This window comes from Microvirgula curvata (assembly GCF_054781615.1).
In genome coordinates this window covers 298,223-322,095 of sequence record NZ_BAAGUB010000003.1, presented here as the reverse complement: position 1 = coordinate 322,095, position 23,873 = coordinate 298,223, and the positions used below count along the sequence as shown (strand labels likewise).

Sequence of the window (23,873 nt, the reverse complement as noted above, 5' to 3'; positions counted from 1 at the left end):
GATAATCAACAGGGCATGAGGCGGCGCGTCTCAGCGACGTCCGCATGAATTTGGGCAATCAGCGCGTCGAGCGAGTCGTACTTCTCCTCGTCCCGCAGCTTGTGGATAAAGCGGACGATCAGGCGCTGGCCATACAGATCGCCCGAATAGTCGAGCAGGTAGACTTCCAGCCGGTAGCAGCCGGCGTCGTCGATGGTCGGGTTCTTGCCGAGGCTGGCGGCGCCGACATGGCGCTGCCCGTCCGGCGTCAGACACTCGACGGCAAAGACACCGGCCAGCGCCGGTTTGCGGTGCGGCAGGTGGATGTTCGCGGTCGGGAAGCCGAGCGTACGCCCGAGCTTGCGACCATGCACGACCCGGCCGGACAACTGGTACGGCCGGCCAAGCAGGCGTGCCGCAAGCGGCATGTCACCGGCTTCGAGCGCTTCGCGGATGGCGGTGCTGGAGGCGCGTGCACCGTCAAGCTCGACCGTCGGCATCGCCCGGGTGGTGAAGCGCGGCTCGGCGGCCAGCAGCGAGAAATCACCGGTGCGGCGGCTGCCAAAGCGGAAATCGTCGCCGATCAGCAGAAAGCGGGTATCGAGCCGCTCGACCAGCACGCTGTCGATGAATGCCTGCGGCGACAGCGAGGCAAAACCGCGGTTGAAACGCTGTACATGGACCCGGTCGACCAGACCGGTGCCCTGCAGGAAAGCCAGTTTGTCGCGCAACGTCGCCAGCCGTGCCGGCGGGTCGTTGCGGGAAAAGAATTCGCGCGGATGCGGTTCGAACGTCAGCAGGGCGGTGGGCAGCCCGCGCGCGTCAGCCTCGCGCCGGAGGTCGCGAAGGATGGCCTGGTGGCCGAGGTGTACGCCGTCGAAATTGCCGATGGTCAACGCACAGGGCGGGAATGTGTCGCCCGGGTGTCCGCCGAAGTGAACCTGCATCTGTAATGTGAGTCCGTTAAACGACCGATTGTAGCGAGCGGGGGCCGGTAGCGTAAAGAATACGCTGCAGTCAGGCTGCCGATAATGGGGGCACCGACGGTTGCCGTGGTGCATGAGCGTGCTCATGAAGCGCCTGATCGCGGCGGCAGAAATAAAAAACCCCGCGAGATCGCGGGGTTTTGCACCTGAGGGGAAAACCAATTACTTGGTTTTTTCCTGCAGGGTTTCTTGCTGGGCGGTGATGTCCACATCAACGCGACGGTCCGGAGCCAGGCAAGCCTTCAGGTCGGCACGCTTCTTGAATTTCTTGGCTTGGCATTCCTGGGTCATCTTGGCTTCGGATTCACCCTTGCCAACCGCGGTCACTTTTTCCGGAGCCACGCCGTAGGCAACGATTTCGTTGCGGACGGTGTTGGCACGGCGTTCGGACAGCGCCTGGTTGTACTTGTCGCTACCCAGGTAGTCAGTGAAGCCCGTCACTTCGACGCCAACCAGCTTGGCGCCCTTGGCCTTGATCTTGTCGGCCACTTCCAGCAGGGCCTTCTTGCCATCCTGGCGCAGCGTGGCCTTGTCGAAGTCGAACAGCACTTCGGCGGACAGCGAGATCTTTTCCTTCACCGGCACCATGACGGCGCTCGGTGCTTGCTTGGCTGCTGCATCACCGCACTCGACCAGGCCGTCCTTGGCCTTGTCGAAGTACGAAGTGCGCCAGCATTCGTTGTAGCTGTTACGCGTCACTGCGTCGGTGGACTGGTCTACGGTGTAGCCCGGCTTGGTCGCGTAGGCGTTGGCCGAAAACAGCGACACCAGCAGCGCGCCCATCAGACCGCCCAGCTTGATTTTGTTGGTGGTTTTCATCGGTTACCCTCTTTTTCGTCAGGAACTTTGGCTAGTTGCACGATACCGGATCACTCACGCGCGTCGGTAAATTATGCAATCCAGAAGATACAGGCATCGCTAATATAGATTTCTGCCCGAGGCGCTGTCAATTAAGCGTACGCCAACGGTCTTGACGCGTGCATGGCCGTGAACCAGCGGCGCTACGGTACCACAAATCATGCGTCAGACCCTTGAACACGTCGTCCTCCCCAACCCCGGCTGCGATAGCTGGTGGAAAAGTCGGACAGACCAGCGATTTCACTTTCCGGATTTCGGTCGGATCTAATGGCAAACGCATTAAATCCAACTTGTGAAAGGTAATATAGCTGGTCGCGTTGTACGTCACCGATTGCACGCAACTCCTGTCTGTAATTGTATCTTTCTCGCAACAACTTTGCGCTGCTATAGCCTCTTCCGTCGGCAAATTGCGGAAAATCGATGGCAATTAGTGGCAAATTTGCAACATCCGCCCCCATTTCGGCCGGCTCCTGATCGGCCGCAAGCCACACGCCAACCCGGCCGGCATGTTTTTCCAGCGCCTCGCGCCGGGTCTGCCACAGGGCCAGTGGCACGATCACGTCGCCGGACGCCGGCAGCGCCTCCGTTTCCGGATCGCGCAGCAGGGTCCAGTCATCGTTGCCGATGACCGCGCCGGCATCAGTGAGTCTGATCAGCTTTGGCATATACGCGTTCCTTGAACGGTTCCGCGCCGATGCGGCGCAGGGTGTCGATAAAGCGCTCACCGGCAGCACGGTGTTCGATATAGGTATGCAGCAGCTTTTCGATGACGTCCGGCATGTCGGCACGCGCGAACGACGGGCCGATGACCTTGCCCAGCGATGCACTGCGGCCGGCGTCGCCGCCCAGCGTGACCTGGTACCACTCCTCCCCGTTCTTGTCGACGCCGAGAATGCCGATATGGCCGATATGGTGGTGACCACAGGCATTCATGCAGCCGGACAGGTTCAGTTCGAGGTCGCCGAGGTCTTCCAGGTAGTCGAGGTTGTCGAAGCGCTCGGCGATGGCGGCAATGACCGGGATCGACTTGGCGTTGGCCAGGGAACAGTAGTCGCCGCCCGGGCAGCAGATCGCGTCGGTCAGCAGGCCGATGTTCGGCGTTGCCAGCCGCTGTTCCCGCGCCAGTTGCCACAGCGTGTACAGGTCGCGCTCGCGCACGTCCGGCAGGATCAGGTTCTGGTTGTGGCTGACACGGACTTCACCGTAGCCGAAGCGGTCGGCCCAGCCGGCGGCGGCTTCCATCTGTTCCGAGCTGATGTCGCCGGGCGGCAGCCCGTGCGGTTTCAGCGACAGGGTGACGGCGCGGTAGCCGGGCACCTGGTGGTCCAGGGTGTTGCGTTCCAGCCAGCGGGCGAAAGCACGGTCGTCGCGGCGCTGCGCGGCGAAGCCGGCATCCGGTGTTTCCAGCGTGTCGTAAGCCGGCGGCGCGAAATGGCGGGTCAGCATGGCGATGGTGTCGGCGCTGACGGTGCCGACGCCATCCTTCAGATGACGCCACTCGTCCTCGACCCGTGCGGCGAAGGCTTCCGGCGTCATTGCCTTGACCAGGATCTTGATGCGCGCCTTGTACTTGTTGTCGCGCCGGCCATAGCGGTTGTAGACGCGCAGGATGGCGTCGAGATAGGTCAGCAGGTGCTCCGGCGGCAGGAAGTCGCGGATGACGCTGCCGATGATCGGCGTGCGGCCGAGGCCGCCGCCGACCATGACCTTGAAGCCGATCTCGCCGGCCTCGTTGCGCTGCGCACACAGGCCGACATCGTGGAACCAGCTCGCGGCGCGGTCCTCGGTGGCCGAACCGTTGACGGCGATCTTGAACTTGCGCGGCAGGTAGGCAAACTCGGGGTGCAGCGTCGACCACTGACGAATCAGTTCACAGTACGGGCGCGGGTCGAACAGCTCGTCGGCGGCGACGCCGGCGAAGTGGTCGGTGGTGGTATTGCGGATGCAGTTGCCCGAGGTCTGGATGGCGTGCATGTCGACGTCGGCCAGCCGGTCGAGGATGTCCGGCACGGTTTCCAGTTTCGGCCAGTTCAGTTGCAGGTTCTGGCGGGTGGTGAAGTGGCCCCAGCCCTGGTCGAACTCGCGGGCAATGGCGGCCAGCGCCCGCAGCTGGACGCTGGACAGGGTGCCGTAGGGAATGGCGATGCGCAGCATGGGCGCATGGCGCTGGATATACAGGCCGTTCTGCAGGCGAAGCGGTCGATAGTCATCCTCGGACAGTTCGCCGGCGAGAAAGCGTCGGGTCTGGTCGCGGAACTGGTCGACGCGCTCGCGTACGATGCGGCGGTCAAAGTCGTCGTACTGGTACATGGCTCGATTGCAGGCATTGATGACACGCGCAAAGGCGGTCGGGCGGATCGGGAAACGCCACTCAGGCAGCGGGTTTCAGCATATGGACGTGCAGGCCGCACTCCTTGTTTTCGGGATTTTCCCACCACCACCGGCCGGCGCGCACGTCTTCGCCGACGGCGATGGCCCGCGTACAGGGGGCGCAGCCGATGGACGGATAGTGCTGGTCGTGCAGGGTGTTGTAGGGCACGTCGCGGGCGCGGAGGTAATCCCAGACGTCGCGTTCGCTCCATTCGAGCAGCGGGTTGAATTTGGTCAGCCGGTACTGTTCGTCGTATTCGCTTTCGCCCAGCCCTTCGCGGGTCACCGACTGGGCACGGCGCAGGCCGGTCACCCAGGCATTGCGGCCGGCCAGTGCGCGGCGCAGCGGTTCGAGCTTGCGTGCCGCGCAGCAGGCCTTGCGCGCGTCGACGCTGTCGTAGAAACCATTGACGCCGTGTTGCGCGACAAAGGCTTCCACGCCCTGATGATCGGGAAACAGCACGTCGATGCGCTGCTGCGGATAGCGGCTGGCCGTTCGCGTCATCAGTTCATAAGTCTCTGCCGGCAGGCGACCGGTATCAATGCTGACGATATCGATATCGATATTCCCGTCGGCGATAAGGTCGGTGATGACCATGTCCTCGGCGCCGAAGCTCGTCGTGAACACGGCAGGGGCATGCCCGCTGGCGATTCCGGCGAGTAGCGCGCGCGCGGCCGCGACTTTGGCGTCGAGTTCCACTGCATTCTCCTGTTACTGGCTGAGGCCGTATCGTACCCAGACGGCTTTAGAACACCAAAAGAAGATTGTGTTAGAGTTTAAGCGTTCAGGGTTATTTAGAAACCGGCGGCCAGACGACAGGGGGCCGCCCGGCAGGGGAGCAGAATGAAGCTGCAGCAGTTGCGTTATCTGGTGGAGGTCGCCAAGCAGGGCCTGAATGTGTCCGAGGCGGCGGAGAAACTCCACACGTCGCAGCCCGGGATTTCCAAGCAGATTCGCCTGCTGGAAGACGAACTGGGCATTCAGGTGTTTATCCGCAACGGCAAGCGGGTGGTGGCGGTCAGCGAACCGGGCCAGCAGGTATTGGATATCGCCGGCCGCATCCTGCGCGAAGCGCAGAACCTGAAGCGGGTCGGCGACGAGTTCGCCCGCGAGGAAGAGGGCGAACTGACCATCGCCACCACGCACACCCAGGCACGCTATGCGCTGCCGACCGCGGTGCAGGCGTTTCTGAAGCGCTATCCGAAGGTCTCGCTGCGCATCAAGCAGGGCAATCCGATCCAGATCTGCGAAATGGTCGTGGCTGGCGAGGCCGATTTTGCCGTGGCGACCGAAAGCATCGACCAGTTCTCCGAACTGACCGCACTCGACTGCTACCAGTGGAACCGCAGTGTGGTGGCGCCGCTCGGCCATCCGATCCTGTCGCTTGACCATCCGCTGACGCTGGCGGACATCGCCGCGTGGCCGATCGTGACCTACGACTACGCGTTTGCCGGCCGCAACAATATCAACCGTGCCTTCGAACTGTCCGGCATCGAACCGAATATCGTGCTGACCGCCATCGACACCGACGTGATCAAGACCTATGTCGGGCTGGGACTCGGGGTCGGCATCATCGCCACCATGGCATTCGAGCCGGAGCGCGACACCCAGCTCGGCTTCGTGCATGCCGAGCACCTGTTCCTGCCGTCGACCACCCGGATCGGCATCCGCCGCGATGCGTACCTGCGCGGCTTCGCCTACCACTTCATCGAACTGTTCGCCCCGCACCTGACCCGTCAGGTAGTTGACCGCAGCATGCGCGGCGGCGACGACGAATAGTCCGGACCGGAAGGCCAAAGCGGCAAAAACAGAAGGGAGCCCCAGGGCTCCCTTCTGTTTGTCTGCAAACCGGCGCCATGCCGCCCGCAGTGACCGGCAGTCTAGATATCGGTCTCGACTTCGTTGCCGTGCGCTTCCATCCAGGTGCGGCGACTGCTGGCCTCACCCTTGCCCATCAGCATCGAGAACATCCTGCGGGTGTCGTCGTGGGCGTCGGTGCGGATCTGCACCGGCAGCAGCCGGCGGGTGTCCGGATTCATGGTGGTGTCGCGCAACTGCTCCGGGTTCATCTCGCCCAGGCCCTTGAAGCGGCTGACCGACCAGCTGCCTTCGCGCACCTGCTCGGCGCGCAGCCGGTCGACGATGCCGTCCATTTCCGCCTCGTCCAGCGCGTAGAACTTGCGCGGCGGACGGGTCTTGCCCTGGCCGGGAACGTCGACGCGGAACAGCGGCGGCTGTGCCACGTAGATATGGCCGTGTTCGACCAGCTTCGGGAAATGGCGATAGAACAGCGTCAGCAGCAGCACCTGGATGTGGGAGCCGTCGACGTCGGCATCCGACAGGATGGCGATCTTGCCGTAGCGCAGGCCGGACAGGTCCGGCGCATCGCCGTCACCATGCGGATCGACGCCGATCGCCACCGAGATATCATGAATTTCGGCATTGCCGAACAGCTGGTCGCGGTCGGTTTCCCAGCTGTTCAGCACCTTGCCGCGCAGCGGCAGGATGGCCTGGGTTTCCTTGTCTCGCGCCAGCTTGGCCGAACCGCCGGCCGAGTCGCCCTCGACCAGGAACAGTTCGTTGCGCTCGATGTCCTCGCTCTCGCAGTCGGTCAGCTTGCCGGGCAGCACGGCGACGCCGGAGCCCTTTTTCTTTTCGACCTTGCGCGTGGACTTCAGCCGGTGCTGCGCCTGGCGAATGGCCAGCTCGGCGATTTTCTTGCCGTCGTCGACATGGGTGTTCAGCCAGTGCTCGAACGGGTCGCGCACCATGGCCGAGACCAGCTTCAGCGCATCGCGGTTGTTGAGCTTTTCCTTGGTCTGGCCCTGGAACTGCGGGTCAAGCACGCGGGCCGACAGCACATAGCGGGCGCGGCTCCATACGTCTTCCGCCAGCAGCTTCACGCCGCGCGGCATCAGGCCATGGTGCTCGACGAAGGCTTTCATTGCTTCGAACACGCCGGTGCGCAGCCCCGCCTCGTGGGTGCCGCCGGAGGCGGTCGGGATCAGGTTGACGTAGCTTTCGCCGCCGCCGGTGCCTTCCTCGAACCAGGCAAAGGCCCATGCCGCACCTTCGCCCTCGGCAAAGGTGTCGTGATCGGGGCCGGCATAGTGTTCGGCGGCGAACGGCGGCGCCAGCGGCGCGTCGCTGTTGCACAGCTCGTCCAGATAGCTTTTCAGTCCGTCCGGATAGCGCCAGGTACGGGTGTCGCTGCTGCCGTCGGCCTTTTCGATCGTCAGCGTCACGGCCACGCCGGGCAGCAACACCGCCTTGGCGCGCAGCAGGCGTTCGAGCTCGGTCATCGAGTAGCGCGGGCTCTCGAAGTATTTCGGGTCCGGCCAGACGCGGACGCTGGTGCCGGAGGTCCGGGCACCGCATTCACCGATCTGCGTCAGCGGTTCGATGACGTCGCCGCCGGAGAACACGATGCGCCATACCGCGCCGTCGCGCTTGACCTCGACTTCCAGCCGGGTCGACAGCGCATTGGTGACCGAGACGCCGACACCGTGCAGGCCGCCGGAGAACGCATAGGCGCCGCCGGCCGTCTTGTCGAACTTGCCGCCGGCGTGCAGCTGGGTGAACACCAGCTCGACTACCGGAATGTGTTCGGCCGGATGCAGGCCGACCGGAATGCCACGGCCGTCATCCTCGACCGACAGCGAGCCGTCCGTGTGTACGGTGACGGCAATCTTGTGCGCATAGCCGCCCAGCGCCTCGTCCGCCGCGTTGTCGACGACTTCCTGGCAGATATGGGTGGGGTCGGTGGTGCGGGTGTACATGCCCGGCCGTTCCTTGACGGGCTCGAGGCCCTTCAGGACGCGGACGGCACTTTCGTCGTAAGTCTGACTCATCAGGAAAATCTACGGAGTTTCGCGATCTGGTGATTGTGGAGTGGTGACAGCAACAGCAGTGACAGCGTCGCGCCGATCAGCGCGCACAGCATGTCCCACTGTGTATCCCACGGATCGCCCTGGGTGGCGAGGAATTCGTCGGCGCCCTGGCCGATGGCCATCGCCGCCGCGAATTCTAACAGTTCGTAGGCGGCACTGATGGCCAGGCAGATCGACAGGGTGATGAAGGTCAGCCATTTGCCGGCGTGCAGCGGCGAGCGGCGGAGCAGTATCTCGCGGACCACCAGTGCCGGCACGAAGCCCTGCGCCAGGTGGCCGAGGCGGTCGAACGGATTGCGTTCGGTACCGAGCTGCTCGCGCAGCCAGTTGCCGAACGGCGTCTCGGCATAGGTGTAGTGGCCGCCATACAACAGCAGGATCATGTGCAGCGCCACGGCGGCGCACAGCAGCGGCGTCAGCGGGAAGCGGCGCCAGCTCAGGGCGATCAGCGGCGCGGCCAGCAGTACCGGCGCGACTTCCAGCCACCAGGTCGGGCGGTCGAACGGCAGGATGGCCGACCAGGTCGCCACAACGGCGACCAGCGCGGCCAGCCCGTACGGGGGGCGGGGTGTATTCAGCATGGATGTCCGGAAAGGGTCAGGCTTTGCGCCACTTGATGCCGCAGCCGATGCTGGGCTTCTGTTCGGTCAGCGGCGGCTGGCCGGCCAGCATGGCGGTGACGGCGCGCCTGAGGTCGGCGGCGTCCGCAATGCCATTGCCGGGCCGGCTGGCATCGAGCTGGCCGCGCCAGACCAGGTGGCCGCCGGCATCGAACAGGTACGGGTCCGGGGTGCAGGCGGCATGGAAGGCGTGGGCAACCGACTGGTCTTCGTCATACAGGTACGGAAAGGTGTAGCCGAGCAGGTGCGCGGTCTCCGCCATGCGCGCCGGCGCGTCGTCCGGATAGGCGGCCACGTCGTTGCTGGAGATGGCGACCATGCCGATACCCTGTGCCGCCAGTACCGCGCCCAGCGGGGCGAGCACCGGGTCGATGTGCTTCACATAAGGGCAATGGTTGCAGATGAAAATGACCAGCAGGCCGGCCGGACCGGCAAGCTGCTCGCTGCGGTAGCGGCGGCCGGTGCCGTCCGGCAGCTCGAACGCCGGCAGCGGGTAGCCGAGCGGCAGCATGGAAGAAGGGGTCAGGGCCATGCACAGCTCCTTTTCGCAATCGGCGCGGCACCGCCACGCCGGGCGGGTCGATAAACCTCCCGGAAGCCGGGGGGCAGGGCGCTACGACTGGCGGGCGTCCAGCCCGCGCAACAGACGGGCGAGCTCGGTCAGCGCCGATTCGTACACGCCGCGTTTGAAGTCGATCACGCTGTCGATGGGCGACCAGTAGTCGCTCCAGCGCCAGCCATCGAACTCAGGATGGCTCGATGCCCGCAAACAGACGTCGGAGTCACGTCCGGTCAGGCGCAGCAGGAACCAGATCTGTTTCTGTCCCTTGTAACTGCCTCGCCATTCCCGACGGACCCAGTTGGGCGGTACCTCATAACGCATCCAGTCGCGGGTGCGACCGAGGATCTTCACGTGATGAGGGGACAAGCCCACTTCTTCCATCAGTTCGCGGTACATGGCCGCTTCCGGGCTTTCGCCCGGTTTGATACCCCCTTGTGGAAACTGCCACGAGTGCTCGCGCACCCGCTTGCCCCAGAACACCTGATTTTTCGCGTTACAGAGGATAATTCCCACGTTGGGGCGATAGCCGTCCCGGTCCAGCATAGTGAGAAAACCAAAATCCGTTGAATTGAGTCGATTTTTTCACAGAGCCCCGCCCGGAGCAACGCGCCTGAACGATTAAACGGCGGAAAGACCGGCGGGGCGTTTTGTCAAGCCTGTATTTGGCCGTGGCGGAAGCGTCCGACCAGCCCGATCAGGCGGTCGGCGGTCACGTCCAGCGCCCCGGCGACCTCGGCCGTTTCGTTGACCAGCTGGCCGGTCTGCGCAATCTGGCCGGCAATGGTGACGATGCCCTGGGCCACGGCGTCGCTGGACACTTCCTGCTCCTGCATCGACTTGCTGATCTCGCTGGTCTTGTCCAGCGTGCCCTCGGCGCTGGCACGGATGCGGCCCAGCGTCTGCTGCACGGTGTCGAGCAGGGTCAGCCCGTCGTGCATGCGCTGGCTGGCCTCGTTCATCTGCCCGGCGACATCATCGGTGTCGGTGCGAATGGCGCCGATCAGGGTGGAAATTTCGACCGTGGCCAGGCTCGAGCGTTCCGCCAGCTTGCGCACTTCGTCGGCCACCACGGCAAAGCCGCGGCCCTGCTCGCCGGCCCGCGCGGCTTCGATGGCCGCGTTCAGCGCCAGCAGATTGGTCTGGTCGGCGATTTCACGGATGGTCACGATAATGCGGCTGATTTCCTGCGAGCGGGCATGCAGGCCCTCGATGCGCTGGGTGGCATCGTTGACCTGGCTGGCCAGCTGGCGAATTTCGGCGGTGGTGGCATTCATGTGCTCGACCCCCTCGTCGGCCAGGCGGCGCGAGGCATCGGCATTGTCGCGACTGGCATGCGCATGGCGCACGACCTCGGCAATGCCCTGGCTCATTTCCTCGCCGGCATCGGCAATGCGGTTCGACGATTCGGTCTGGGCGCTGCTGGCCTCGGAGGCCTGGGCGCTGATGGCGGTAAGCTGGCGCGCGGCGGTGGCCAGTGTGGCCGCGTTGTCACCGACTTCGCTCAGCGATTGCTCGAAGGTGGCGGCCAGACGGTCGAAGCTGCCGGCCATGGCGGCGATTTCGTTCTTGCCCTTCATGCCGGTGCGCAGCGACAGGTTCAGCGAACGGGCCATGTCGTCCATCAACTGGCGCAGCTGGTTGATCGGCTTGAGGATGCTGCGCAGCGTCATCAGCGACATGACGATGACGATGGCCAGCAGCAGCGCGGTAATGCCGCCCGTGATGGCCAGCGAGCGGCGAGCGTCGGCCAGGTGGCTGTCGGCCTTGGCCTGCATGGTCAGGCTCAGCGTGTCCTGCATGCCCTTGATCGCGTCGATATGCAGTGTCGAGGCCTTGAACCAGTCGGCAGGCTTGACGCCGACGGCGGCGATTTCGCCCGGCACGATCAGTGAATCACGCATCTTCTGCCCGCCCTGGTATTCCGGCGTGCCCTGGATGATCTTGTACACCTCGCTCATTTCCGGCGCGGCAGCGCGCTCGAACTGCTTCTCACAGGCCGCCTGCTGGCCCATGCCGCCGATGATGCGGTCGCGGGCGGCAGTGTCGAGCTGGCCGGCAGACAGTGCGCCGTTCAGCGTGGCGCGTTCGCGGCCGGCGAATTCCTTCTGGCACATCAGGCCGAGCAGCGCGGTGGTGTCACGGGACAGCTCCGGGTCGCGGGTGGCATGTTCCAGTGTGCCGACAAAGGCGAACAGCTCGTCGATCAGGCCGGTATAGGCCGCCAGCGCCTGGGCCGGCTGCAGCTGGCGCGCGTCGAGTCTGGCGCGCAGCGCGGCCAGTTCGCCGAGCTTGGCTTTCAGCGGTGCGATATTCGATTGTATGGCAATCGGCAGCGGGCGATTCTGGATGAAATCGAGCAGGTTGGCGTTGGCGCGATCGCTGTCCTCACGGGTCGCGTCGACCGGCTTGCGGTCAGGGTCGCCGTTCAGGAAGCCGATCGAGCGGCCGCGTTCGGCCTGCAGGGCATGGACCAGGTCACCGGAGGCGGTCGAGAAAGCGATCAGCGCCGATGTCGACGCCATCTCCTCGATGGTGTTCCAGCTTCTGTTTGCGTCGTATCCGGCATAGCCGGTCAGTGCAAGCAGCGGCACGGCGATCAGCAGGGACAGACGAGTGCGAATGGACAAGTCGGGCATGGCGGATTCTCTGACGGAGCCGGAGACGGCAGTCGGGCGGTGCCGGATCGGTCATGCTGCTTCGGACTGCCCTGCAACGCAGGAGCGGTCGGGAATGAGACAAGTCAGGACCGTGCCGGCGCAAGATAGGTCATCGTGCTTTAACTATGACGAATGGAATATGACTCTCGTCAACAAAAGGTGAAAAAAATCCCGCTCATCCTAGCAGATGGAGCGGGATTTGCCTTGGCCAGATGTTACGGATAGACCCAGGCGATGCTGTAGCCCTGCGCACGCAGGGTGCCGAGGTTCAATTGCATGTTGACCTTGACCTCCTTGTTGGCGGCAAAGGCCGGCTGTTTCTGCTCGCCGGCAGGCAGCCATTCCTTCGGCGGGAAGACCTTTTTCAGCAGCACGTGCTCGGAGGCGTCCTTGAACGTGACCTGCATGTACGGCCAGTCCATGTCGTAGTCGGCGTGGTTCATGACCGTGGCGGACAGCTGCACCAGTGCGCTCTGTTCCGGGATAAAGCTCATTTCCGACCACTCGGTGCGCAGCAGCTCGCTCTGGCGCGGCAAGGGCACCGTGCAGTCGAGCGCCTTACAGGCGGCTTCCAGCGGCGCGCGGGCGCCCGGCACCTGGCTGGCGATCTCGGTGCGGAACAGGTACACCAGCTGGGCGGCCAGGGCGATGGCGGCCAGCAGGGCGCCGATCAGCCACAGCCAGGCGAAGCTGTGCTTCGGCCCGGCGGTCTTCTTCCTGGCTTTTTCGGAGCGGGCGGGACGCACCGGCCGGTCTTCCGGCAGCGGGACCGGCGTGTGCTCGTCATCGACGCGCAGCGGAGTCTTGTGGTCGCCGATCCTGACGTCGAAGTCCGGCTCGGTGGTGGCGCTGACGACGGCGCCGACGACCGGTTCGACCCGGGGTGGCGTCTTCAGGCTGTCGAGCAGGCTGGCGAAGTCGGGCTCTTCATTCCTGACCGGCGTCTCGGGTTCCGGGGGCTGCGCTTCCGGCTGCCGGTCTTCCTGCAGCGGCGGCAGCGGTGGCACTTCCGGCTCCTCTGCCGGCGGGGGCGGTGTCTCGACTTCGCCATAACTCGACAGGGTGGCGAGGTCGGGCAGGTCGAGGTCGAAATCGTGCGAGCTGCCGGCCGGTGCCAGTTCGGTTTCGTCGCTGGAGGCTTTCAGCGGCTCGGCTGCCCATTCGCCCGACTTGGCCTGGCGCATGCGATGCGCGAGCCGTTGCGCCTCATTGGCCGGGGCGTTTTCATCCCACGGCGCGGTTGATCCGGTGCCGGGGGTCGCAAAGTCTTCGGCGCGTGCGCCGGCCGGGGCGGTCGTGTCGGGCTCGACCGGCGTTTCCGCTGCCGGCTCTTCTTCCAGATGCGCTCTGGCGTTGAACACCGTGCGGCAGCGTCCGCAGCGCACCAGCCCGTCTGCAGCGTCCAGCTGTTCGGGTTGCAGGCGGAAGCGGGTGTCGCAATGAGGGCATTGGGTTGTATACATGGGGTCAGCTATGGGTTTTCTCGGTTCTTGCTTATGAGGTTACACAGGCGGGTACGATAAATGCAAATGCGCCGCTCGGCTGCGGCGCATTGCAATTATGTCAGCGTAATCAAACACTCCGTCTGGTACCCGTCAGTCGGGTCCAGCCCTCGTCGAATACCGGCGCATCCATGTCGAACCACTGACTGTACAGGCGGGACAGTTCCTCTGCCTGCTCGTCGAGGATGCCGGACAGCACGATGCGGCCGCCGGGGCGCACGTGGGAGGCGAGCAGGTCGCCGAGCACACGCAGCGGATTGGCGAGGATATTGGCCAGCAGCACGTCGTACTGCGACGCCTCCACCAGCGTATCGGGCAGACCGAAGGTGGCGGTGACGCTGTTCTGAGCCGCATTGTCATTGCTGGCGGTGACGGCCTGCTTGTCGATGTCGATGCCTACCGCATCGGCGGCGCCCAGCTTCAGCGCGGCAATGGCAAGGATGCCGCTGCCGCAGCCGTAGTCGAGGATATGCTCGCCGCCGGTGATGCTGGCGTCCAGCCACTGCAGGCACAGCCGCGTGGTCGGATGGCTGCCGGTGCCGAAGGCCAGGCCCGGGTCCAGGGCCAGGTTGATGGCATCGGGCGCCGGCGACTCATGCCAGGTCGGCGTGATCCACAGCCGGTCGGAAATGCGGATCGGGTCGAATTGCGCCTGGGTCACCCGCACCCAGTCCTGCGCCTCGACCGTCTCTTCCTTCCAGGCCGGCAGGGCCATGCCGGCCTCGGCGGCCGCGGCGGCGATCATCACCGCCACGTCGGCGTCGGCGTCGAACAGGGCGATGATGCGGCTCTTGTCCCACAACTGGTCGACCGGCTCGCCCGGTTCACCGAAGATCGGTTGCTCGAATTCGGTACCCGCCGCCGCATCCTCGATGGCGGTGGACAGGGCGCCGAGTTCCATCAGTGCGTCGGCGAAGCGTTCAGCGATACGGCTGTCAGCGTCGATAGAGACTTGAAGCCAAGCCATGTCAGCCCTTCTTGTTTCGTTCTGCAAGCCGGTGCTCCAGATAGTGGATGCTGGTGCCGCCGCGCTGGAAGGCGGCGTCCATCATCAGTTCCTGGTGCAGCGGAATATTGGTCTTGATGCCGGAAATGGCCAGTTCGGACAGTGCCACGCGCATGCGGGCAATGGCCTGGTCACGGGTGTCGCCATAGGCGATCAGCTTGCCGACCATCGAATCGTAATACGGCGGGACGGTATAGCCCTGGTAAATGTGCGAGTCGATGCGGATGCCGGGGCCGCCAGCCGGGTGATAGCTTTCGATCTTGCCCGGGCTCGGCACGAAGGTGAACGGGTCTTCGGCGTTGATGCGGCACTCGATGGCGTGACCGTGGATCTTCACGTCCTTCTGCGTGTAGCGCAGCTTTTCGCCGGCGGCCACGCGGATCTGTTCCTGGACGATGTCGATGCCGGTGATCAGTTCGGTCACCGGGTGTTCGACCTGGACGCGGGTGTTCATTTCGATGAAATAGAACTCGCCGTTCTCGAACAGGAACTCGAACGTGCCCGCGCCACGGTAGCCGATGCGGCGGCAGGCTTCGGCGCAGGCTTCGCCGATCTGCTTGCGCTGCTTGTCGGTGATGCCGGGGGCCGGCGCTTCTTCGATGACCTTCTGGTGACGGCGCTGCATCGAGCAGTCGCGTTCGCCGAGATAGATGGCGTGGCCGTACTCGTCGGCCAGCACCTGGATCTCGATGTGACGCGGTGTCTCGAGGAATTTTTCCATGTACACGGCCGGGTTGCCGAACGCGGACTGGGCCTCGGTCTTGGTCATGTTGACCGCGTTGATCAGCGAGGCTTCGGAATGCACGACGCGCATGCCGCGACCGCCGCCGCCGCCGGCCGCCTTGATGATGACCGGGTAGCCGACTTCGCGGGCCGTCTTGGTGATTTCGGCCGGATCATCCGGCAGCTCGCCGCCGGAGCCCGGTACGCAGGGCACGCCGGCTTCGATCATGGCCTGCTTGGCACACACCTTGTCGCCCATCTGGCGGATGGTTTCCGGACGCGGGCCGATAAAGACGAAGCCCGACTGCTCGACGCGCTCGGCGAAATCGGCGTTTTCCGACAGGAAGCCGTAGCCGGGGTGGATGGCCTGGGCATCGGTGACTTCGGCAGCGGCGATGATCGCCGGCACATTCAGGTAGCTCAGCGCGGACGCGGCCGGACCGATGCACACCGATTCATCGGCGAGCTTCACGTACTTGGCTTCGCGGTCGGCCTCGGAGTGGACGACCACGGTCTTGATGCCCATTTCGCGGCAGGCACGCTGGATGCGCAGCGCGATTTCTCCGCGATTGGCGATAAGGATTTTTTCAAACATGGCGGGTCTCCGCGACTCGTCCGTCATGGCGCGACACCGCTGACCGGTGTCGGTCCGACTGTCCGGTCCGGGCAGGATGCCGGAGCGGGACCGCCGGGACGGCGACGAGTGGGGTTGCAGGCTGCATCCGTGAAACGTGAAACGTGAACCGTCAGAAGAATCACCGCCAGCGGCATCGCCTTCTCAGGGTTCACGTTGCACACGCGGGAATTACTCGATGACGAACAGCGGCTCGCCGTATTCGACCGGCTGGCCGTTTTCGGCCAGGATCGACTTGATCACGCCGGAACGGTCCGCTTCGATTTCATTCATCAGCTTCATCGCTTCGATGATGCACAGCGTATCGCCGACATTGACCGTCTGGCCGACTTCGAGGAACGGCTTCGAACCCGGGCTGGACGAGCGGTAGAAAGTCCCGACCATCGGCGACTTGATCAGCTTGGTGTCGTCGACGACCGGCTTGGCCTCGACCACCGGGGCTGCTGCCACGGGGGCGGCGGCCGGTGCCGGGGCCTGCATCGCCATCGGCGGTGCGGCGTAGCTGACAGTGTTGCCTGCCTGCACGCGGGTGATGCGGACTTTTTCTTCTCCCTCGGTAACTTCGAGTTCGGCGATGCCGGATTCCTCGACGAGGTCGATCAGTTTTTTCAGCTTGCGAAGGTCCATGGCGGATTCCCGTAAGATTTGCTTGGGCGGCGCACCGGGCGGATGGCTCAGTGGGCCGCCAACGAGTCCAGGGCGATATCGAGTGCGAATTCGTAGCCGCGCGCACCCAGCCCGCAGATCACGCCGACCGCGAGGTCGGAGAAATACGAGTGGTGTCGGAACGGTTCGCGCTTGTGCACATTGGAGAGGTGCACCTCGACGAAGGGGAGATCGACAGCGGCAAGCGCATCGCGCAGGGCGACGCTGGTGTGGGTGAATGCCGCCGGATTGATGACGATGAACCCCGTGCCGTCCTCGCGGGCGGCGTGGATGCGCTCGATCAGCAGGTGCTCGGCATTGGACTGGAAGGTATCGCAGGCCACGCCGCGGGCACGGGCCCGCTCGATCAGACGCGCATTGATCCCGGCGAGCGTATCTGCGCCATAATGCTGGGGTTCACGGGTGCCGAGCAGGTTCAGGTTCGGTCCGTGCAGCACAAGTACGCGGCTGGGGTTTCGGGGGTTTGTCGTCGACATGGCGGCGATTTTGCGGCAAACGTTCGCGAACTGGCAAGCAACTTCCGTTACAAGTGACTCGAAAATGGTCACCGCCATGCTGCTGCCGGCCTGATTTTTCAGAGTATTTGCTCGATTTTCCCGCTCGTCGTCTCCGCACTCGCAACAGGGTCATGGCGGCATTTTGCAGGTAGGGACCGGGCAAAACGTTATAATCCGGCGATTGCCTTCCGGCCGTGCCGTTCCCCATGCTGCTTTCCGAATTCGATTACGACCTTCCCGAGCGCCTGATCGCGCAGTTTCCTCCCGAACAGCGCGGCAACAGCCGGTTGCTGCACGTTGAGGGCGACCGCCTGAGCGACCTGCGCTTTCCCGACTTTATCGGGCTGCTCGCCCCCGGCGACCTGCTGGTGATGAACGATACCCGCGTCATCAAGGCACGGCTGTACGGCCGCAAGGCCAGTGGCGGTGCGATCGAGGCGCTGGTCGAGCGCGTGCTCGACGATCACCATGCGCTGGCCCATGTCCGCGCCTCCAAATCGCCGAAGCCGGGCACCCGGCTGCTGTTTGCCGACCGCTGGGAGGCGGAGATGGTCGAACGCCAGGGCGAACTGTTCCTGCTGCGCTTCCTCGGCGACCGCGACGTATACGCGATCCTCGACGACGCCGGCAAGCTGCCGCTGCCGCCGTATATCGAGCGGGCAGCCGGCGGTGACGACGAGTCGCGCTATCAGACCGTGTATGCCCGCGAGCGTGGCGCCGTGGCGGCGCCGACGGCCGGTCTGCACTTCACCGACGAGATCCTCGCCGCCATCCGCGCGCGCGGCATCGGCACGGCGACGGTCACGCTGCATGTCGGCGCCGGCACTTTCCAGCCGGTGCGGGTCGACAATATCGACGAACACAAGATGCACAGCGAACGCTTCGAGATTCCGGTCGGGACCGTGGACGCGATCGCCGCCTGCCATGCGGCCGGTGGCCGCGTGGTTGCCGTCGGCACCACCTCGATGCGCGCGCTGGAAGCGGCGGCCCAGGACGGCGCGCTGCGCGCCGGCCGCGGTGAGACCGACATTTTCATCACGCCGGGCTACCGCTTCCGGGTGGTCGACCGCCTGCTGACCAATTTCCACCTGCCGAAATCCACGCTGCTGATGCTGGTCAGTGCCTTTGCCGGCATCGACACCCTGCGCGGCGCATACCGGCATGCGGTGGAACAGGAATACCGCTTCTTCAGCTATGGCGACGCCATGCTGCTGGAAAAGGAGACCCGCGCATGACCGGCCTGACCCCTGCTTCTCCCCGCCCGACCGACATCGTGCTGCACACGCGCAGCGCGCAACTGGAAATCGCCTTCGACGATGGCGCGCGTTTTCAGCTGCCGTGCGAATACCTGCGGGTGTTCTCGCCGTCGGCGGAAGTCCGCGGCCATGGTCCCGGCCAGGAAACGCTGCAGGTCGGCAAGCGTCACGTGGCCATAACCGATCTCGAACCGGTTGGTCACTACGCCTTGAAGCTGGTGTTTGACGACGGTCATTCCACCGGGCTGTACAGCTGGGATTATCTTTACGAGCTCGGCCTCAAGCAGGCCGAATACTGGCAACACTATCTCGACCGCCTCGCCGCCGCCGGCGCCAGCAGGGAGTAAGCATGGACAAGCAGACCCATTTCGGATTCCAGACCGTCGAAGAAAATGCCAAGGCCGGCAAGGTGGCCGAGGTGTTCCATTCGGTCGCCAACAAGTACGACGTGATGAACGACATGATGTCGGGTGGCCTGCACCGGATCTGGAAGCACTTCACGCTGAATACCGCCGGGCTGCGCCCGGGCCAGAAAGTGCTCGATATCGCCGGTGGCACTGGCGACCTGGCGCGCGGCTGGGCCAAACGGGTCGGCAAGCAGGGCGAAGTCTGGCTGACCGACATCAACAGCTCGATGCTGACCGTCGGCCGTGACCGGCTGCTGGACGAGGGTACGGTGCTGCCGGTCGCGCTGGCCGACGCGGAAAAGCTGCCGTTCCCGGACAACTACTTCGATCTGGTCAGCGTCGCCTTCGGCCTGCGCAACATGACCCACAAGGAACTGGCACTGGCCGAGATGCTGCGGGTGCTGAAGCCGGGCGGCAAGCTGCTGGTGCTGGAGTTCTCGCGCATCTGGTCGCCGCTGAAGCCGGTCTACGACCTGTATTCGCTGAAGGCGCTGCCGATCATGGGCAAGCTGATTGCCGGCGATGCTGCCAGCTACCAGTACCTGGCCGAGTCGATCCGCATGCACCCGGACCAGGAAACGCTGAAGCAGATGATGCTCGATGTCGGCTTCGGCAAGGTCGATTATCACAACCTCAGCGCCGGCATCGTCGCGCTGCACAAGGGCTACAAGTTCTGATGCCTGCCGGTCGCTAGTGCAGTCCCTTGCGGCCGACGAAATCGAGCCGGATGTTCTGCGCCCGGGCAATCTGGCGCATGCGCCTGGCCAGGTTGTGGTTGATGTAGCCGAGCATGATGACCATATGGCCGACCCGGGCCGGCATCGGCCGGGTCAGGTCGCCGGTCTTGCGGCCGCTCCAGTGCACGATGTCCTGAAAACCTTGCGCCTGCAGGGCGCGCCGGGTGGGCTCGATATGGTCGCCGCCGACAATGAGGGCTCGCATGGCGGGATCTCCGCGAATACTGACAGCCCCAGTCTACGCAGTGCTCATATTCTGAAATGCAATTAAAAATGGATTGCAAATTCAGAACTGGTATATGAGAAAGATCAAACCCGCTGTCGCGGGCGTGCTGTCGTTAATACCAGGCGAAGCGATTTCAGGTACAGTCCGCCGCCTTTTCCACTGCGACCCGAGCGGCTTCGGCCGAACCCGATGCACTACACCCTTTTCGATACCCCCGTCATTCGCACGCTGTTCGCCTGGATTTCCATTGTGCTGCTGCGCGTCAGTGGCTGGAAGCTGGTTGGCCGCTTTCCCGATCAGCCCAAGTATGTGCTGATCGCCGCACCACATACCAGCAACTGGGACTTTCCGCTGACACTCGGCATGTGCTTCGCCGCACGGGCGAAAATCTACTGGATGGGCAAGGCCAGCCTGTTTCGCGGACCGATGGGGCCGATCATGCGCTGGCTCGGGGGGATTCCGGTCCAGCGCGGCCAGCGCAATTCGCTGGTCGAACAGATGGTCGAGGTCTACCGTCGCTCCGAGCGGCTGGTGGTCGCCATTCCGCCGGAGGGGACGCGCAACCGCGTCACCGAATGGAAGACCGGCTTCTACTATATTGCCGTCGGCGCCGAAGTGCCGATCCTGATGGCCTATATGGACTACCCGAGCAAGACCGCCGGCTTCGGCCCGCTGTTCCAGCCGACCGGCGATATCGAGCGCGACATGCGCGAGATTCGCGCGTTCTATCAGGACAAGACCGGGCGTCACCCGGGGGGCAAGACCGGCAAGGCCGGTTGACGAGGCCGCGCCGGTCTTGCGTCATGCCGGGCTCAGGCCCGGGCGGACAGGGTCGGGTAGTCGGTGTAGCCGGTGGCGCCCGACGCATACACCGTGGCTTCGTCGACGGCGTTCAGCGGCGCACCCAGGGTCAGTCGTTCGACCAGATCCGGATTGGCGATAAACGGCCGGCCAAAGACGGCGGCGTCGATCAGCCCCTGCGAGATCAGCTTCTCGCCCTTTTCCGTGGTGTAACTGCCGGCGGCCAGAATTTTGCCCGGGTAGCGGTCGCGCAGCGCGCGGCGGAACGCCTCGCTGTAGGCCGGGCCACCAGCCCAGTCCGGTTCCGAGATATGCAGGTAGGCGAGATTGCGCCGCGCCAGCTCGCTGACCAGGTAATAGGCCATTTCTTCCTGCCCGGCATCGTCCAGCCCGTTGAACATCCCCAGCGGTGAAATGCGGATGCCGACGTGAGCGCTGTCCCACTCGGCGATGGTCGCATCGACCACTTCCAGCGTCAGCCGGGCCCGGTTCTCGATACTGCCGCCATAGGCGTCGGTGCGGACATTGGACTGCGGCGACAGGAACTGGGCCAACAGGTAGCCGTGTGCGGCATGGATTTCAATCAGGTCAAAGCCGGCGCGGCGCGCGCGGTCGGTGGCCAGACGGTAGTCTTCAACCAGGTCTTCCAGTTCGGCGGTTTCCAGTGCGCGCGGCACCGAGCAGGGCACGCGGGTCAGATTGCCGTTTTCATCGCGAATGGTGGTGCGGGTGTCGGCAGCCAGCGCCGACGGTGCCACCGGGGCGGCGTGGCCGGGCTGCAGCGCGGTGTGCGAAATGCGGCCGACGTGCCACAACTGGATCGCCATGCGGCCGCCGTGCTCATGGACGGCATCAGTGATGTACTTCCAGGCGGCGACCTGGGTTTCGTCATAGATGCCCGGTGCGCCGGCATAGCCCTTGCCGACCGGCGAAATCTGCGCGGCCTCGGTAATGATCAGGCCGGCGCTGGCCCGCTGGGTGTAGTACTCGGCCATCAGCGGAGTCGGGATATCGCCCGGTTCGATGGCGCGCAGGCGGGTCAGCGGGGCCATCACAATGCGGTTGCGGAGTTCGATTGCGCCCAGGGTGAGCGGCGTGAGCAACTTGTCGGCGTTCATCGGTGGTGTCCTGAAAATAGACTGGTCGTCTAGTTGGTGGGGAAATGAAAGGCCGGTGTCGTGGTCACACCGGCCGGAACAGGGATCAGTCCGGTTGCGGCAGGCGCCGCCGGGTTTCGTCCAGCGCCCGTTGCAGTGGAGCCGGGTCGCGCAGCACCTTGGTTCGCAGCGCGGCACCCAGCCACATCGAGTACAGGGCTTCGGCCAGTGCATCGCAATCGTCGCCGGCCGTGGTCGAGCCGTCGGCAACGGCCGCCGCGATGGCGGCAGACAGCTTGCCGACCACCTGGTTCATGCCGTGCGCGAGCGCTTCGCGCATTGGCTCGGACAGATCGCAGACCTCGCCCGACAGCTTGACCGCCAGGCAACTGCCGTGATTTTCAATATCGCAGGCGCCGTGCAGCCAGGACGCAAAATAGGCCAGCAGCCGGTCGCGCATCGGGCCGGGCACGCCGTCGGCGAAAAGCGTTTCCATCCGGCTGGCGTAGCCGGCGAAGTAGCGTTCCAGCAGCGCTTCACCGAAGTGCTCCTTGGAACGGAAGTAATGGTAGAACGATCCCTTGGGCACGCCGGCTGCCGTCAGCAGCTCGGTCAGGCCGACCGCGGTGAAGCCGCGACCGAGGATCATCGGCTCGGCGACGGCAAGAATGTGTTCGCGGGTATCGTGCGACGGTGAGGCTTCAGTCATCATGGGGACATGGTATTAGACCGGTCGGTCTAATGCAAGCCCCGGCGACGAACGCAAGGCTTCCGCGGGCCGGCGGCCTTTGTCAGCCCGCCATCGCCGCGCCATACTGTAGCGGCCGGCGAGCCGCGACGACCTGCTGGCCGGCATCGTGATTCATGACGAGAGGAACAGGAATGAAGCTGTACTACACCCCGGGCGCGTGCTCGATGGCGGTGCATATCGTGCTGGAAGAAGCCGGCCTGCCGTACGACCTCGAACGCATCAACCTGCGTGCGTCACCGCGCCTGACCGCCGATGGTCGCGACTTCCGCACCATCAATCCGCGCAACTATGTGCCGGCGCTGGCCCTGCCGTGCGGTACGGTGCTGACCGAGGCGGCAGCGATCATGCAGTACGTGGCTGACCTGGTGCCCGGCAAGGGACTGGTACCGCGTGCCGGCACGCTGGAACGGGCACAGCTGGCGGAATGGCTGAACTTTATCGCCACTGAAATCCACAAGGGCACGGGGCCGCTGTGGGATGTGGACGGCCAGAACTCGGCCGGGATGATGCAGCGTGCCTGGGCCCGGCTCAGCCTGCGACTCGACGATGTCGAAACGCGCCTGGCGGGGCGGGACTACCTGAACGGCAGCTACAGCGTGGCCGATGCCTATCTGTTCACCTGCCTGGGCTGGCTGGGCTTCCTGCATCATTCGCTCGATCGCTGGCCGCGCATCAAGGCGCTGCGCGCGCGGGTGTTCAAGCGACCGGCCGTGCAGGCGGCGATGACGGCGGAAGGACTGCTGGGCTAGTCACGACGCTGCCTTTTCATCATGCAACCGGAAGTGGCTACTTCCGGTTTTTTCATGTCGGAAACGTCGTGCGCCTGCAAAGAGGGGTATGCTGGGTGTGAATAAGTTTTTCAGTATTTTCGATTAAAAAACAGCCGCTTAACCAAATGTGTCATGATGTACTGGTTATTGTTACATTTGTTAAACCTTTCACTGTTGGGCCGCCGGCATGGCTGCCCTAGTCTGGGGGTACGCAACAAGCACACCGAAACCGAACAACAACGGAAAGGATGCACCCCCATGAATACGACCCGAAACCGGATGTTCCAGCATGCGACCCCGTGGCTCCTCGCTTCCTCGCTGGTATTCAGTGGCGCGGCGATGGCGGACACCCTCGGCCAGAGTATCGACAAGGCCGGCAGCAAGATCGAGAGTGGTGCAAAGCAGGCGGATGCCTATATCGACGACAGCGCGGTGACGGCCAGGGTCAAGGCTGCGTTGCTGGCCGACGAGCAGATCAAAAGCCTCGATATCGGCGTGGAGACCCAGCAGGGCGTCGTGCTGCTGTCAGGCTTCGTCAACGATATGCAGCAGTCGTCGCTGGCCGCGCAACTGGCGGCGAACGTGCCCGGCGTCAAGGAGGTCAGAAGTGACCTGAGGCTGAAGGACGGCGGTGACAAGGGCGCCAGGGGCTATCTCAGCGATACGGCCATCACCAGCCAGGTGAAGGCGGCGCTGCTGGCCGATGCCGATGTGAAGTCATTTCCGATCAGCGTAAGTACCAGCAATGGCCGGGTCCAGCTCAGCGGCGTGGTCAGGAACAAGGCCCAGGTGCTCCGCGCGGCGGAAGTCGCCGGCGGCATCCAGGGCGTCACCTCGGTCAAGAACGACCTGCGGGTGAAGTAATTCCCGCCCGGCG

The 23,873-nt window shown here is 64.4% G+C and carries 25 protein-coding genes; 7 read left to right on the top strand and 18 right to left on the bottom strand.

Annotated features, from left to right (window positions below; translation table 11 throughout):
- Positions 1 to 5: 5 nt before the first annotated feature.
- The 5 genes from ACYVG8_RS01705 to ACYVG8_RS01685 all read right to left on the bottom strand — a co-directional run bounded on the left by ACYVG8_RS01705 (position 6) and on the right by ACYVG8_RS01685 (position 4,893).
- Positions 6 to 926 (bottom strand): bifunctional riboflavin kinase/FAD synthetase, encoded by a 921-nt coding sequence (locus tag ACYVG8_RS01705; protein ID WP_112692174.1) that lies wholly within the window; start codon positions 924 to 926, stop codon positions 6 to 8.
- A 201-nt stretch (positions 927 to 1,127) separates the two neighbouring features.
- Positions 1,128 to 1,784, bottom strand: a complete 657-nt coding sequence (locus ACYVG8_RS01700) for an OmpA family protein (RefSeq protein ID WP_028497570.1) — start codon at positions 1,782 to 1,784, stop codon at positions 1,128 to 1,130.
- A gap of 197 nt (positions 1,785 to 1,981) precedes the next feature.
- A complete protein-coding gene (locus tag ACYVG8_RS01695) occupies positions 1,982 to 2,488 on the bottom strand; it encodes a DUF934 domain-containing protein (protein WP_028497571.1) in 507 nt (168 codons plus the stop codon).
- Positions 2,463 to 4,133 (bottom strand): nitrite/sulfite reductase, encoded by a 1,671-nt coding sequence (locus ACYVG8_RS01690; RefSeq protein WP_028497572.1) that lies wholly within the window; start codon positions 4,131 to 4,133, stop codon positions 2,463 to 2,465. Before ACYVG8_RS01690 ends, ACYVG8_RS01695 begins: the two co-directional genes overlap by 26 nt.
- Before the next feature lie 61 nt (positions 4,134 to 4,194).
- On the bottom strand, positions 4,195 to 4,893 hold the full coding sequence (locus ACYVG8_RS01685; protein WP_028497573.1) for a phosphoadenylyl-sulfate reductase: 699 nt from the start codon (positions 4,891 to 4,893) through the stop codon (positions 4,195 to 4,197).
- Between the two features lie 144 nt (positions 4,894 to 5,037).
- Between ACYVG8_RS01685 and cysB the strand changes: the two genes are divergently transcribed.
- A complete protein-coding gene (gene cysB / locus ACYVG8_RS01680; protein WP_028497574.1) occupies positions 5,038 to 5,973 on the top strand; it encodes an HTH-type transcriptional regulator CysB in 936 nt (311 codons plus the stop codon).
- Between the two features lie 101 nt (positions 5,974 to 6,074).
- Here the strand turns inward: cysB and parE are convergent, their stop codons facing one another.
- From parE to aroQ, 10 genes are all read right to left on the bottom strand, one after another.
- Positions 6,075 to 8,045, bottom strand: a complete 1,971-nt coding sequence (gene parE / locus ACYVG8_RS01675; RefSeq protein ID WP_460744937.1) for a DNA topoisomerase IV subunit B — start codon at positions 8,043 to 8,045, stop codon at positions 6,075 to 6,077.
- Positions 8,045 to 8,665, bottom strand: a complete 621-nt coding sequence (locus ACYVG8_RS01670) for a DUF2238 domain-containing protein (RefSeq protein ID WP_036384644.1) — start codon at positions 8,663 to 8,665, stop codon at positions 8,045 to 8,047. The genes parE and ACYVG8_RS01670 overlap by 1 nt, the downstream gene beginning before the upstream one ends.
- A 16-nt stretch (positions 8,666 to 8,681) precedes the next feature.
- On the bottom strand, positions 8,682 to 9,236 hold the full coding sequence (locus tag ACYVG8_RS01665) for a thioredoxin family protein (protein ID WP_460744936.1): 555 nt from the start codon (positions 9,234 to 9,236) through the stop codon (positions 8,682 to 8,684).
- Between the two features lie 81 nt (positions 9,237 to 9,317).
- Complete coding sequence (locus ACYVG8_RS01660; RefSeq protein ID WP_028497577.1) at positions 9,318 to 9,809, bottom strand: RNA pyrophosphohydrolase; 492 nt, start codon at positions 9,807 to 9,809, stop codon at positions 9,318 to 9,320.
- Between the two features lie 107 nt (positions 9,810 to 9,916).
- Positions 9,917 to 11,902: a methyl-accepting chemotaxis protein gene (locus tag ACYVG8_RS01655; protein WP_107889356.1), complete on the bottom strand. Its 1,986-nt coding sequence runs from the start codon at positions 11,900 to 11,902 to the stop codon at positions 9,917 to 9,919.
- 236 nt (positions 11,903 to 12,138) lie between these two features.
- On the bottom strand, positions 12,139 to 13,386 hold the full coding sequence (locus ACYVG8_RS01650) for a DUF3426 domain-containing protein (protein ID WP_460744935.1): 1,248 nt from the start codon (positions 13,384 to 13,386) through the stop codon (positions 12,139 to 12,141).
- Between the two features lie 109 nt (positions 13,387 to 13,495).
- Complete coding sequence (prmA, locus tag ACYVG8_RS01645) at positions 13,496 to 14,392, bottom strand: 50S ribosomal protein L11 methyltransferase (protein WP_028497580.1); 897 nt, start codon at positions 14,390 to 14,392, stop codon at positions 13,496 to 13,498.
- Between the two features lies 1 nt (position 14,393).
- Positions 14,394 to 15,749 (bottom strand): acetyl-CoA carboxylase biotin carboxylase subunit, encoded by a 1,356-nt coding sequence (accC, locus tag ACYVG8_RS01640; protein WP_028497581.1) that lies wholly within the window; start codon positions 15,747 to 15,749, stop codon positions 14,394 to 14,396.
- A 210-nt stretch (positions 15,750 to 15,959) separates the two neighbouring features.
- Positions 15,960 to 16,415 carry an acetyl-CoA carboxylase biotin carboxyl carrier protein gene (gene accB / locus ACYVG8_RS01635; RefSeq protein ID WP_028497582.1) on the bottom strand — a complete coding sequence of 152 codons (456 nt, stop codon included), beginning with the start codon at positions 16,413 to 16,415 and terminating at the stop codon, positions 15,960 to 15,962.
- A 47-nt stretch (positions 16,416 to 16,462) separates the two neighbouring features.
- Positions 16,463 to 16,930 carry a type II 3-dehydroquinate dehydratase gene (aroQ, locus tag ACYVG8_RS01630; RefSeq protein WP_028497583.1) on the bottom strand — a complete coding sequence of 156 codons (468 nt, stop codon included), beginning with the start codon at positions 16,928 to 16,930 and terminating at the stop codon, positions 16,463 to 16,465.
- A gap of 227 nt (positions 16,931 to 17,157) precedes the next feature.
- Between aroQ and queA the strand changes: the two genes are divergently transcribed.
- From queA to ubiE, 3 genes are read left to right on the top strand one after another with little or no spacing between them, the layout of a single operon-like run.
- Positions 17,158 to 18,186: a tRNA preQ1(34) S-adenosylmethionine ribosyltransferase-isomerase QueA gene (queA, locus tag ACYVG8_RS01625; RefSeq protein ID WP_460744934.1), complete on the top strand. Its 1,029-nt coding sequence runs from the start codon at positions 17,158 to 17,160 to the stop codon at positions 18,184 to 18,186.
- A complete protein-coding gene (locus ACYVG8_RS01620; protein WP_028497585.1) occupies positions 18,183 to 18,554 on the top strand; it encodes a gamma-butyrobetaine hydroxylase family protein in 372 nt (123 codons plus the stop codon). The genes queA and ACYVG8_RS01620 overlap by 4 nt, the downstream gene beginning before the upstream one ends.
- Positions 18,555 to 18,556: 2 nt before the next feature.
- Positions 18,557 to 19,291: a bifunctional demethylmenaquinone methyltransferase/2-methoxy-6-polyprenyl-1,4-benzoquinol methylase UbiE gene (gene ubiE, locus ACYVG8_RS01615; RefSeq protein ID WP_028497586.1), complete on the top strand. Its 735-nt coding sequence runs from the start codon at positions 18,557 to 18,559 to the stop codon at positions 19,289 to 19,291.
- A gap of 13 nt (positions 19,292 to 19,304) precedes the next feature.
- On the opposite strand, the gene ACYVG8_RS01610 is transcribed toward ubiE, so the two are convergent.
- Positions 19,305 to 19,556: a DUF2325 domain-containing protein gene (locus ACYVG8_RS01610; RefSeq protein ID WP_051528577.1), complete on the bottom strand. Its 252-nt coding sequence runs from the start codon at positions 19,554 to 19,556 to the stop codon at positions 19,305 to 19,307.
- Positions 19,557 to 19,766: 210 nt separating this feature from the next.
- Here ACYVG8_RS01610 and ACYVG8_RS01605 point away from each other — a divergent pair, with 210 nt between their 5' ends.
- Positions 19,767 to 20,357 (top strand): lysophospholipid acyltransferase family protein, encoded by a 591-nt coding sequence (locus ACYVG8_RS01605; protein WP_028497587.1) that lies wholly within the window; start codon positions 19,767 to 19,769, stop codon positions 20,355 to 20,357.
- Between the two features lie 32 nt (positions 20,358 to 20,389).
- On the opposite strand, the gene nemA is transcribed toward ACYVG8_RS01605, so the two are convergent.
- A complete protein-coding gene (nemA, locus tag ACYVG8_RS01600; RefSeq protein WP_112692170.1) occupies positions 20,390 to 21,496 on the bottom strand; it encodes an N-ethylmaleimide reductase in 1,107 nt (368 codons plus the stop codon).
- Between the two features lie 85 nt (positions 21,497 to 21,581).
- Positions 21,582 to 22,187, bottom strand: coding sequence for a TetR/AcrR family transcriptional regulator (locus ACYVG8_RS01595; RefSeq protein WP_036384647.1), 606 nt, complete (start codon positions 22,185 to 22,187; stop codon positions 21,582 to 21,584).
- A gap of 170 nt (positions 22,188 to 22,357) precedes the next feature.
- Between ACYVG8_RS01595 and ACYVG8_RS01590 the strand changes: the two genes are divergently transcribed.
- Complete coding sequence (locus tag ACYVG8_RS01590; protein ID WP_460744933.1) at positions 22,358 to 22,975, top strand: glutathione S-transferase N-terminal domain-containing protein; 618 nt, start codon at positions 22,358 to 22,360, stop codon at positions 22,973 to 22,975.
- Positions 22,976 to 23,254: 279 nt separating this feature from the next.
- The gene (gene osmY / locus ACYVG8_RS01585) at positions 23,255 to 23,860 is read left to right on the top strand and encodes a molecular chaperone OsmY (protein WP_084299675.1); all 606 of its coding nucleotides are present in this window, start codon (positions 23,255 to 23,257) and stop codon (positions 23,858 to 23,860) included.
- The last annotated feature ends 13 nt before the right edge of the window (positions 23,861 to 23,873 follow it).